This is a genomic window from Flavobacterium sp. RSSB_23, assembly GCF_051547145.1.
In the GTDB taxonomy this organism is placed as follows: domain Bacteria; phylum Bacteroidota; class Bacteroidia; order Flavobacteriales; family Flavobacteriaceae; genus Flavobacterium.
Window position 1 is genome coordinate 313,851 of the sequence record NZ_JBPTTO010000002.1, and the last position, 12,621, is coordinate 326,471.

The following is a 12,621-nucleotide window of genomic DNA, read 5'->3' on the forward strand; positions in this document are numbered from 1 at the left end:
GGATTTATTTTTTTGTGGCCTTTATGGTTTTATCTTGCTAATCCTCAATACCGCGTGTAATGTTGCCAAATAATAATAGAATATCCAGCTATACCATATTGCTTTATCATAATTAGTTTTTTGACTAAGATTATGATGTCTTATTCCAAAACCATTGGCAATATTGAAAATGTCGTTTTCATCTTTTTTATCCAAATGCTTTTTTATTTCTGGTCGCAAGAATTCTAGTACATCCGCTAATTCTCTAATCGCATCTTTTCTATCATCTAATGTTGATTTATGGCGCCTAAATTTTACTATTGCAGCATTTATCTTATTAGAAATATTATCAGCATCATTTGTTGGAATATCTGCTTCAAATAAATTAGAGAGCCCATTATCTGATAAAATTAAAATTTCTCCTTTTTCTGAAATTTCAAATCCATTTTTATAATCTCTCAAAATAGGATTCATAGTTTCTCTAAAATATTTTTGCCCCTCCAAATCATTAAATTCATCATAATGGTAACCACAATTGTTCCAATTGTGATAATATCCGTTCAAGCCTTTTGAACAATGATCATACAAGAATTCTAAAACGTCAAAAAAATCATCTTCATTATAATCTTTAAGTTTCGTCTCTATTGGAAATAAATTTTCTTTTCTAAGATTTATAAATACATAGGCGTCTATGTTTTCACCTATTTGCCCTTCAATAAATCCATCAGAACAATCAACGCCGAAATATTTTTGAAAATACCCAGCTTTTTCAAGGATTTTATATGACATTAAAAAAAGTTGCTTTAAAACGTCAAAATTAATTGTGCTATCAGGAGTAAGCTTTCCAGTACGAACAGAATAATAATTTCTTTTTATCATAGTCTTTTCCTATTTTTAAATTACTAAATATTAACTAACTAATAGTTTTCAATTGAATCCTACCTTAACAATCCCCGTTTATTGCAAATTTCAAAGGTGTCCGATAAAATTTGATAAGGATTTAATTTGATGGGTTCAGTATTGGGGCTGTTCCCTCTAGTTGATTTAATGTAATTATAAAATAGGTCATAATTGTTTCCAAATCCATTGTAATGAAATGTACAATTGTATTTTTCTAAAAAAAAAGTTTTAGGTTCTTTTGTATTATCCTCATTTGCTTTTTCATCAGGTAATAGATATGAAAGACAATAAGAAATTAAGTTTTTTATTTCACCTTCATTATTGACCATATATTGATTTTCGTGATTTGATAGGAATGTTTCTGTGTCAAATTTTTCTTTCATTTCAATTATTTTCATTTGTAAAATATCAAAAGAGCAATAAAAGTTTTTGAGTAAATAAAATAATACGATTAATGGGCTATCAACTGAGTTTTTACCATTGCCAATGTAAAATTCAGGGACATTAAGAACTGGGTACTGAATCAGCATCCTTAAATTTAACAATCGCGCTTCAATAAGGGATAGAGTCAGCGCTTTAAACGTTGTAAAAAAACGAGTATTTCTGTAAAAATTATAAGTTTGTTGTAAATAATCACTAGAAAATCGAATCTCTCTTAGTAATTCTCCTGTTTTGGCTTTGATGTACATTCTATTGTTAAAATCAAAAGGGACTATAGAATAAAACTTGTCTATATACCCTGAAAAGTCAACGCCTTGACCGTATTTATGATGAAATATTTTTCGAATATTTTCGATATCACAAACAAAAATAACCATGTCAAAACCAAATTTGTTTTCTCCATCTTTTTCATGAGAATGTGCACTAAAAATATTAAAGAGTCTAAAAATATGCTCTGGATCCAGTCTGTCTAAATCATCAATGATTAATACGGATTTTTTTTTAGGATACTTCGTTTTGATTCGTCCTATTAAATCAAAAATCAATTCCGAAACCGCATCCATTTCATGGTGGCTTCCTGACTTTTGTTGGATAGATTCCAGAAAAGCTGTAATGCCATTTTCCTCGTCAATTTTTAAGTCACTACTGAATTTATTGAAATCTCCAACCGTTTGTCCTAGTGCTTTAATAAAATTAACAATTGGTGCACCTATTTTTTCACTAAATCCAAGTATCGCATATAAGAGTGGCATAAATTTCATACGCTCCATTATAAACAACTGACTTTTTAGCAATAATGTAAAATCTTCCTTTTCTAATTTAATTTCTTCATAATAATTTCCCATCAACTGCATTAATAAATCGAATTTTATCAACTCGAAAACATCTTCATTTTTGGATACGGAATAATTAACCGGAAATATTTTAAGATAGAAAAAATTTTCCTTTTCGATTTCAGAAAACTCATTTAAAAAAGTAGATTTTCCGGTGCCAAATGGTCCCGAAAAAAGAATTCTTTTATTGTTTTCAATGCCTAAATGATGCTTAAACTTATTTAAAAGTTCGTTTGTTTCTATTTTAATATTTTGAGTGGCTACTTCCATTAGGCTTTACTTTTCTTTGTTTTCTTCTCCTTTGCAAACAATGTATCTTTTTCTTTCTCCTCCGCAATCATTTTTTCATAGAGTTTGAAAAGGTATTCTAATCGTTCTTCATCGCTTTCAAAAGGTTTGGAGCGGTAACAACGTTCTACTGCCAAATCGTTGAGGCGGTGGGCTTCACGCAAACCCTCGGGCATTTTATCTGGGTCGTAGAGTTGCGCCAAGGTTTTCTCGGAATGGTTTTCCCGTTCTTCTAATATCCTAAAAACACATTGCGTAAGTTCTTCTTTTTGGGATTCTGAAATTGAAGGGAAGGGAAAATTATTGTAACCTAGTGATGAGGAATAACGATAATCATTTTTTAGTTTTCCACAAACAGCCTTTATCCATATAGTATGCATTTTAGATGATATAATTCCAAAAACAAAGTTTTCAGGATTATAAATTACTTGTGCAGAATCAAGTACTACTGTATTATGATCATAAAATCCAATTGGAATATATTCTCTTCTTTCCGACGAAACCCGTGGTATTATAATACAATTTGAATCGCAATGTGTTATTTGTCTGAATCTGTTCGGAAAAATTGCATATTCTCTAGTAGATTCTGCAATACTCGACTTTCTAAATAAAGTAATGTTATTCAACCTATCATTTATAGGTGGTATTTTCCTAGCATCCTCAACATCCTTATCTTCTATCCACAAACAATATCTTTCTAAACTCCTAATTAATTCAATAGACCCAATCAACTTTTTTATAAATTTTTGTGATTCTGGAAAAAATTGAATCAATTCTGCCATTTGATCTTTGCTTAAAAACAAATTCCCATCGTCAGTTGATTTATTTCCATATATCATGGGAGAAATTTGACTGATAGGATTTGCTCGTCGTGGAAGAACAATATTTTTACCAATTGAGAGATATGGGTTTATATTTGTAACCGTTTTCGAAATACCATCATAAAAAATCAGTTTTTCTTTTTTTGTTTCATTTCTTAAACCAACAATAATAACAATCACTCCAGCATTTGCTTTAGCATTATTATTCCATTTAAATGAAGTATGGGCAAAACCTATTTCTAAATTTTTGTCAAAAAAAGTAGGCCATAATAAGGCTACTTGCTCACCCTGGCAAATTGAATTGGTCGAAACAAAAGCAAATTGTGCATTGTGATTTTGTATATAATTGGCTCCTTTTATAAACCATGCCGCTATATAATCTAAATTTTTATAATTCTTAAATCCTTTAAAAACAAGAGCCATATCTTCTTTTTGTTCGGCATTTTGCATACTGCTTCCTAAATACGGAGGATTTCCTAAAATATAGATTTCGTCATTTTCATTTTTAGGGCATACGGTTTCCCAATCTACTCTAGTGGCATTACCGTGTACAATTGAGCCTGTTTGCTGTAAGGGTAAAGCGGGTTTGGTGCGACCAAATGCTGCAAAAAACTCTTGGTTCATTTGGTGTTCTGCCAACCAAAGCGAGAGTATGGCGATTTCGTGAGCAAAATCGTCTAACTCTATACCGTAAAAATTGTTTAAGGAAATGCCAGAATATTGAGTCGTATAGGTTTGGTTTACGGTATCAATTTCCTTAAAAATAAACATTTCTAGTCTTCGTAGTTCTTTGTAGGCAATAATCAGGAAGTTGCCGCTCCCACAAGCGGGATCAAAGACTTTTATTTTCCATAGGCGCTGCAACAAAGCGTTTAATTTTTTGAGATTGCCTTTGGCGTTTTCAAATTCTTGGTATAAATCGTTCAAGAACAAAGGTTCTATGACCTTCATAATATTGGGTACAGAGGTATAATGTTGTCCTAAACTCCCGCGCTGGTCTACCGAAATAACGGCTTGAAACATGGAGCCAAAAATATCGGGGTTGATATCGCGCCAAAACAATTCGCCGGCATCGATTATTGCTTGACGTGAACGTCTGGTAAAAATTGGGGCGTTGTGATTGTCTTTAAACAAGCCACCGTTTACGTAGGGAAATTTTTGAAGATAATCCGGGAGGACAAGTCGCGACTTGTCCGTGCTTGGGGTATTCATCACGGTAAACAACTTGTCGAGATAGCTGCTTAAATCGCTTCCGTCTGTTTGGGTGTGGTTTTGTATGGAATGGGTAAATAAATTTTTATCGAAAATTCCAGTGTCTTCAGCGAAATAGCAAAATAATAGGCGCGAAAGAAATACATTTAGCCCGTGAATGAATTCGGGGGAATTGTCGGGATTGTCTTTCTTGATTTCGTCAAAAAGCTTTGCCATTTTATCGGCAGCTCTTACATCGGCTGGGTTTTCATTTTTATGTTGCGCTTTTTCCATTCCTGCCCACGGTAAAAAGAAATCGAAATGTTTGGGTAAGGCAGTAAACTCAATATCCAGACTGTCTGCTGTTTTGGTATCAATAGCCAATAGTGTTTTGAAATCGGTCACGATAACAAAACGTTGGTCTTGTTTGAGTGTTGTTTTTATGTCGTTAATGGCCTGATGCAAATCCTGATGGAACACCGGTTTAAAAAACACTTTTTTCTTCCAGGAGATTTCGCCCTCAATTTTAGAAAGGTTTAAATTTCCCGTTTTTAATCTCGCAATAGAAGATTTTGGTAAACCGTAGGCTAACAGCCATTCATAAATGAAAGTATCTTGGGTGTAATTTTGTAGCAGCTTTTGAAGGTTTTCTTCTATTTGGGCGATGTTCATTTTTTGTAGTTTATTTTACGATCTTCTTAGATTTTAAACTTGAGACAAGTTTTCTTTTAAATAGTTAAGACCTCTCAGCAACTATTTGAATTGGTCAACTTTTCTGAAGCTAACGGGAATCTCTAGAAAGTTTGATTTATTTTATTTACAATTTACTAAAATGTAATTTAGGGTAAATTTATGAAATGTTATTCTATTTTTCTTAACAAAACGATTTGTAAAGTTGAATGTTATTCGATTTAGACCTTGTGATTTACTTAGTATTGAATTTACGCTGTTTATTTGAAATTATTAAGCTAGATTTGGATTTAGATTGAATATTGTCATTGTGAATTTTTAGAAAAGCCACTAATTTTTTTGTAAGTTAAAATTGGTTAATATTGTTTATCTTTGGGACGGACTATTAATTTTATTTATTATGGAAAATTTTGAATCTACTAAAACTAAAAATCATTTTACACCAGACGAACCTCAAATTAATTTATTTATTCATGAAGATGGAGAGCAAAAAATCAATCCTGCCGTCTTAGAATTAAAAAGAAAATCGAAAGCTTCAAAAAAAGCAAACAACTCTATTACAGTAATTGACGGCGTTACTCCATTTATAGCTGCCTATTGTGAAGGAGTAAGAGCAGGAAAAAAAGAAATCACAATAAAAGTTGAATGGGTTTATGATGAGAATGGCCTACTAGATTTTATTTATACATTGAAAGAATAGCAAAAAACGGAGTTGATTAATACCAACTCCGTTTATTTTTACAATCTGCGTTTTCGCCTCATAAAAGGATTGAATTTTTTCTTTCTGTCTACATCAGAAATTGCATCATCATTTTGTATGGCTTCGCTTTGTTGTGTCTCGAATACTTCAAAAGAACAATCGTCTAAGCTTTTATCGAGATTAATTTCGGATTTTAACTCATTAGTTGTTTGCTTAGGTGAACCATTAGTAGGGATAACATATACTTTATTCGCTTTTTCCGGGCTTGAGGCATATTTTCTATCAACAGATTTGAACATCGTTTTTTCACCAATCAGTAATGTTATTTTCCTTGCGGTATATTTTTTACTAATGCTCTCTCCTGTAATTTTTAAACCAATCTTTGTGTCAGTAAATGAAACACCTACTAGCTTTCCAACGTAGTCCTTTTTAAAGTTAAGCTTGATATTATTCGCCAACAAGATTGCTTGTAGATCGCTCAGAGTAACCTGATCATATTTTGAAAATATACTATCAAGTACTTTTTTAGTGTGCTTTTTTTGATTTGAATGAATTTCAGCATTTTTTATAAATATCTGTTCCAGGTTTTTCATAGTCGGATTTAGATTCAGTTTGCTTGCTTTTATTCCCTTTTGATTTTGTTTAAAATCAGGTGTTAAATAATTGTAGACTAATCCTTCATGAACAATAGGTTTGCCATCTAGCTTATCTGATATTGTAATTGTCTGAACATCTAAATGATAGCTGTTTAAATACGAAACTAACTCACTAAAACTTTGTACATAAAGTGTTTCAAGTGCATGTTTTATATGGATATCAATTCTTTCTTTTAAAGAAACATTACCTTTAAATAAAATTTCTCGATCTTTAATAGTTTGCTTTTCTGATTTCACGGAGCTTACTCGAGTTAGATTGTATTTTTCCTCTAATGAACGTGTTACTCTTTGGGATTGTCTGTAATCATTTGCCTTAGCTATACATTTCCCATTCATGTTTAGTTTCGAAGTAACGATATGAATATGGGGATGCTGAGTATCATCGTGTTTATACACCACATAGGGATGATCTTCATCAAATCCGATCCCGATAAGATACTCGCTAGCAAGCTTTTTCAAAATAGCATCTGTCAAAACCGCATTATCTATTGGCAGAAAGTTTAATGATACATGAAGGAACTTATCTTTTCGGTTACTCTTTGGGTTATTTCCATAAGCATCTATAATACACTGGGCTAATTTTAAATCAAACTTAAAAATATTAGCGATATCAAGTACGATGGCTTCTTGCGCATGCACTTTATTGTTGTTGTATCTTAACAACGGTGCAAGCGTTGACGATTGTGTAATATTGGCGATCATAAAGTGAGCAGAGTTTGTAATTCATCAATCAACGAAAAATATTTTTTCATATCGCTACCAGACAGTTGATTAGTGCTATTAATTTTTCTTGCGATCTGATTTATGTTGACGGCTGTTTTATTGAGGATATAGATGAATTCGGGATCCTTGTTGGTCTTTAATTCAATTTTTCGTCCGGATAATGAATTAAGGACAATAGTCTTTAATGTCTTGGCATCTGTTATTCCTTTCTCCGTCAACATATCTAATTCAGATTTATTAAACGAAATAATTTTGCGATATTTTAATTTGTTATTATCGCTTTTCTTTGGAGCTCCACCTTTATTTTTCATATAATTTAAATTTGTTATAAAACTCGAGTTTACGAGAGTTTTTTTTTGTTTCGTTTTTGACAAGGTTTTTTTGTGCGAAAAAACATACCTTGCTATCTATTTTTATTTATCAATTGATTAGTTTAAATTGAAATTCCGAAATGGTAGGATTTCAACTAAGAGATTGATTTATATATTTTATAATTAGCTATTTTATTATTAATAAACTAATTAGGTAGGTTCAATATTCTCACATTTATATATTTTCACATTTATATATTTTCACATTTATATATTTTCACATTTCCATATTTCAATATTTCGACATTTTAATATTTCAACATTCCAATATTTCAACATTTCAACATTTCAACATTTTTATATTTCAATATTATCTAATTGTAAAAGTTATAGAAATGAGGAATAAACAAAGTAGAATTTACCAGATATACTTTTCTTTCCTTTAAGCTTAAAGGAAAAAAAACAAGTTTTGGTATAGTTTAATACATATGGTTTATTCATTTTGATTAGATGAAATGGGTTCGTAGTTAAAATTTAGAAGCATTTTTTCAATTGGTATTTCCCGTGCTTGGTTTTTATTCATTATGTTTTTATTTAAAAGGTTTAAAAAAGAAAAAAAGTGATGAATTGATGAAAAAGTATAGATGTCTTAGTAATGGTAAAGGTTCGTATGTCATCCTTTTTTCATCATATCATCACTTTATTTTTTGATGACAAAGTGATGAAAATGATAGGCCCATTGATGTTTGACTTAATCGTATGTTGTCATCAAGTCATCATTAAAATCAGATAAAAATTTACGGGATATTGTGTAGTAGCGTCCCTTAGTTAAATTTTGGTAAAAATCGAGGTCGCTGCTAATACTCACTTTTTGATATTGATTTGAGTTTTTGGCTTGCTCTAATTTCCAATTTTTCCGGATTACGTTTTTTACTTCCGCAGCATCATATTTAATTTTAAACTTGTTTAAAATGTTTAATAAATCAGAAAAACAAAAGTCTAATGTTTCAATGTCTAAACTTTCCATTGTGTTCATTAAAACATTAGCTACCTCTCTTTCTATTTGATTCGAATTATGCCTTACTAATTTTAATAATGCACTAGTTTTGATTTGCTCTGGTGTAAACCACATTCTGGATTGGTTCTCAGTTGAAAGTTTTCTATTTGTTAGAAATTGTAAAAATGCGGGTATCTCAGCAATTAGTTTTGCCAGCAGATGGACATCCTCTTTCTGGTAACGATTCACTTTAATCACCCAAAATCTAATTTCATCAGCATCAATTTTTACAAATGAAGTTTCATTATTCGAACAGAGGATGAATTTGCCAAAAAAGGCGGATTCTTTTTTGTCTTTTCCCTTGGCTTCAGTCTTGTGGGTATTTGTCGTTGAAAGGTATTTAATACGTTCAGTTAGTTCATCGGTTTTAAACAGTACTTCATCAATGCAGATTAGTAGTTTTGATGTCCAATCACTATTAAAATTTGAAGTAAAATCACTGTTGGTTAAAAAAGTTAAATTGTATTCAAAAATTTCCTTTAGCCACTTTAGAAAACTGGACTTACCTGTTGAACGCTCTCTAGAAACCAAGCATAGAATTGGTAAAATTTGGGTTGGTTTTAAATAAATTAATTGTAAATAATCAAATCCAAGTTCAAGTTGTTCTCCAAAAATATGTTTTAGAAAACTTAATGTACTTGTAAAGTCACCTTCAGAAGGGGATTTACTGATTGGGTGATAGGTGTTATAATAGTTCAGTACTTTTCTATTATAAAGCTCTCTTCGATGCTCTGGAATGCAAATAAAGCCATCAAATTTTTCAATTTCAGAAAGTGCATCTTTACCGTGGTCTTGCCTAATAAACTCTGCTGACCAGTTTACTAAAATTTCGACTGAGTCATTCGAGGATAAAGGATATAGTGATGTTTTATAATAGGCGGTGCCTATCCGTAAATATTTTTCTTTCATATACAAATTAGGTTTTTCTGTATATTTGAACTATCAAAAGGGGTCAGTTCTAAATATAGAATTGTGTTAAACAAAAAAAGTCAACTATAGAAGTACCGTTCTATAGTTGACTTTATTTTTTCTTGATTTCGTTCTGGCGACGACTAAATGCAAGCAAATCTTTTTTGTAATAATAGACCGGCTTGCCGATTCTTTCATAAGGGAGCCCTCTTTCTTCTCGATAGCCGATTAGGGTAGGAACCGATACCCCTATAAATTTTGCTGCTTGGGATTGAGTAAGTTTTGCATCGTTATCTTCAAATGTAGATAGTAATGCATTCCCGTTTCTTTTCAGACTTTTATTAATTGCTGAAAAAATAATTTGTTCGACGTCTTTTTCGTCGTAAGCGTACAATACTTTAGCCATAATAATCTAAGTTTAAATTAAGTTAAATCAGTTTAAATTTGATTTGACAAAGTTTGGTTAAACTTAGATTCTAGGCTACAATGCATTTATTTTTGCAAACAAAAACATTCTTATTAATATGGTTTTCAGGACATTATAATCGTTTTTATTTCTATGCAGTTTTTGAAACCTGCATACTTTGCAAGGTCTTCCTTCTTTAAGAATTTAAGGACATCTCTGATTTTATTTCGTAAATTTGTACTTATACCGATATCGTCTTCATTAAGATCTTTAAGTTCAATTATTAATAATTTTTCTAATGCTAAGTCTGATATTTTTTTCATTTTCCCCTCTTCAATAAGGACTTTTAGTAAAGCACAAAATTTTAAAATTGTAGCTTTGTCTTTGTTGAAAAAGTTGATTGTTTCTATTGACGGCGATCCATTGAATCTAGTATACTTTTTTTTATCAAATTCTATTGTGTTAAGTATAAAACGGTTAATTCTATTTTTCTTTTCAGGATCGATCTGAATTCCCGCATTTTCGAAAAAAATAGTCATCAATTTACTAAATTTAATTGGGCTGAATTCAATTTTTAATTTGCGATTAGTTTCTTTTTTTTCAAATGCATTTTTTGGAAGATTTCTATTTTTATTTTGTGGATCGGTATAGTTGTTATTGTTGGTTGTACGTTGAAAGGTGTTGTTGTTGATGTCTGTGAAATCGTTGTTTTCACTTTTAATGTAAAGTTGTGGCTGATTAATTCTTTTTAACTCTTCATATTTGTCTTTAATATCAGCTTTAAGTATTCTCAATAGATTTAAAGACGTGTCAAGAAAATCAAATTGCCCTATATTTTTTTCTATTTCAAGTTTATTGATGTCGTTTATTAAATCATTACAATCTAAATCAAGCGTATTTTGAATCATTTCGTGTCTAATATTTTTTACACATTCTGCTATTAAGACATTAATTATTGTTCCATAAGTTTCGTCTAAGAGAATGAAATTTCCATCTTCAAATCTCATTTCATGTAGTATAAGTTTAATTACGAAGTTTTTAAATTTATTATCTCCCTTTTGAAAGCCTAATTTTTTCTCAATAGTTAATGGTTTTAGAAAATAGAAATATCTTGATTCGGTAATTTCTGTGTAATAGTAATTTAAAGTATCATAAAAGTTGTCTATTACTTGGGATATGATTTTGAAGTTCCTTTCATTTTCATCTTTAACTTCATAAAAAACTTGTTTGTAATAATGAAACAATGATGAATTAAATCTTTGTCTAAAGATGGTTTCAAAACAAGAATCAATTTTTAAGTTGACAGATTTGGAATAGTATTCAAATTGGTCACTTTTAATTGATTTTACTTTTGAAGTGGTTTTAAATTTATTTTTTAAACTGTAATAAAACACATTAAATTCTTCGTCAGTATGCTGAACTATATTCATACATTTTTATTTTTTGATTCAAATTTTCCCCACCCTTTATCCATTTCATCATTTAAATAGGACTGAGCTACGTTTACATATTTTCTGAAATGTTCGTCTTTTTTATGGTTCGAGATTTTTTTGACTGCGACTTCAGACATTCCTAATACCAAAGAACTAGTAATAAATGTTTTACGAGCTGTATGAGATGTGATCAATTTATGTTTTGGAACTGTTTTTTCAATTTTTCTTTTTCCTATAAAACGAGTGATTGTGGTTGGAGTGTTTATTTTTGCCACTTCACAACACTCTTTGAGATACTCATTGAATTTTTGAGAGGAAATTACAGGTAATGGTTCATGTATAGTACCCTTATATTTAAATAAAATATTTTTTGAATAAGGTGTCAAGGGAGTAATATGATCAATGGTTTGGGTTTTTACTAAGGTTTTTTTAATATGGTTTTCGAAAATATTTGAAGGTTTAAGATCAAAAATATCTGAAAAACGGTATCCAGTAAAACACCCAAAACAGAAGACATCTCTGACGTGATTTAATCTGTTTGATTCAAAATCATAATTGTATAGGTGTAGAAGTTCTTCAACTGTTAAGCATATAATATCAATATCATCTTGAACTGCTTCAAATTTTTTATACTGAATATTTGTGGTGTAATTTCTATTGAATGCCCAATCCATAAATGTTTTTAAAGTAGATATAAGCTTCCCGAAATAGTTATTCAATGTGTCTTTTTCGCCGAAACAATAATCCCTAAATTCCTCATAGAAGTGATAATTGATCATTTCGAAATGCAATTTTGTTCCAGAGAACTCTTCGTAATTTTTCAAGAAGTTTTTGCAAGTAGTGTAGTTCTTGATTGTATTGGCAGCCTTTGAGCTTTTACTAATTTCAAGATATTCTTCAAATGAGTCAAAAAAGGAATAGGTGTGATTTATTACCTCTCCATTCATTTTTGATTCAATTAGCTCTTTGGTTGGTTTGAGATCGTTAGTATAGATATATCTAAAGATCTCTTTTACCTTGTTGTCAAGATCATCAAGCTTTTTGTTGAATTCTATGTGGTTATTATAGTCTTCATTTTTAAGATTTGGTTTAATCCTTTGTTCTTTTACTTTCCAATGCTTCTCACTTACCTTGATATCTGGTATTTGTTTTCTTAATCTAATTGAATTAAAGGTTATATCCATCCGAATTGGATACAAACCTTCTTTAGTCATCTTGTCCGTTCTTAAATAAAATTTTGATTGCATAGTATACAAATCTAATAAAGTTTATTAAATAGGGGA

10 protein-coding genes are annotated in these 12,621 nt (G+C 30.5%); 1 reads left to right on the forward strand and 9 read right to left on the reverse strand.

Translation table 11 applies throughout. The features are described from left to right. Positions 1–21: 21 nt before the first annotated feature. The 3 genes from ACSVH9_RS04900 to ACSVH9_RS04910 are packed head-to-tail and all read right to left on the reverse strand — an operon-like array spanning position 22 to position 5,125. Entirely contained in the window at positions 22–858 is an 837-nt protein-coding gene (locus ACSVH9_RS04900) for a hypothetical protein (RefSeq protein WP_438062731.1), read from the reverse strand. Between the two features lie 59 nt (positions 859–917). Further along, entirely contained in the window at positions 918–2,423 is a 1,506-nt protein-coding gene (locus tag ACSVH9_RS04905; protein ID WP_438062732.1) for a P-loop NTPase fold protein, read from the reverse strand. After that, on the reverse strand, positions 2,423–5,125 hold the full coding sequence (locus tag ACSVH9_RS04910) for a class I SAM-dependent DNA methyltransferase (RefSeq protein ID WP_438062733.1): 2,703 nt from the start codon (positions 5,123–5,125) through the stop codon (positions 2,423–2,425). The genes ACSVH9_RS04905 and ACSVH9_RS04910 overlap by 1 nt, the downstream gene beginning before the upstream one ends. Before the next feature lie 418 nt (positions 5,126–5,543). Here ACSVH9_RS04910 and ACSVH9_RS04915 point away from each other — a divergent pair, with 418 nt between their 5' ends. After that, positions 5,544–5,843, forward strand: coding sequence for a hypothetical protein (locus ACSVH9_RS04915; RefSeq protein WP_438062734.1), 300 nt, complete (start codon positions 5,544–5,546; stop codon positions 5,841–5,843). A 38-nt stretch (positions 5,844–5,881) separates the two neighbouring features. Here the strand turns inward: ACSVH9_RS04915 and ACSVH9_RS04920 are convergent, their stop codons facing one another. From ACSVH9_RS04920 to ACSVH9_RS04945, 6 genes are all read right to left on the reverse strand, one after another. After that, positions 5,882–7,201 carry a relaxase/mobilization nuclease domain-containing protein gene (locus tag ACSVH9_RS04920; RefSeq protein ID WP_438062735.1) on the reverse strand — a complete coding sequence of 440 codons (1,320 nt, stop codon included), beginning with the start codon at positions 7,199–7,201 and terminating at the stop codon, positions 5,882–5,884. Next, complete coding sequence (mobC, locus tag ACSVH9_RS04925; RefSeq protein WP_438062736.1) at positions 7,198–7,533, reverse strand: plasmid mobilization relaxosome protein MobC; 336 nt, start codon at positions 7,531–7,533, stop codon at positions 7,198–7,200. The genes ACSVH9_RS04920 and mobC overlap by 4 nt, the downstream gene beginning before the upstream one ends. Before the next feature lie 751 nt (positions 7,534–8,284). Beyond that, positions 8,285–9,499, reverse strand: a complete 1,215-nt coding sequence (locus ACSVH9_RS04930; RefSeq protein ID WP_438062737.1) for a primase-helicase family protein — start codon at positions 9,497–9,499, stop codon at positions 8,285–8,287. A 112-nt stretch (positions 9,500–9,611) separates the two neighbouring features. After that, entirely contained in the window at positions 9,612–9,905 is a 294-nt protein-coding gene (locus ACSVH9_RS04935) for a helix-turn-helix domain-containing protein (protein WP_438062738.1), read from the reverse strand. Between the two features lie 125 nt (positions 9,906–10,030). Further along, a complete protein-coding gene (locus ACSVH9_RS04940) occupies positions 10,031–11,335 on the reverse strand; it encodes a hypothetical protein (RefSeq protein WP_438062739.1) in 1,305 nt (434 codons plus the stop codon). Beyond that, complete coding sequence (locus ACSVH9_RS04945) at positions 11,332–12,585, reverse strand: phage integrase SAM-like domain-containing protein (protein WP_438062740.1); 1,254 nt, start codon at positions 12,583–12,585, stop codon at positions 11,332–11,334. Before ACSVH9_RS04945 ends, ACSVH9_RS04940 begins: the two co-directional genes overlap by 4 nt. Positions 12,586–12,621: the final 36 nt, after the last annotated feature.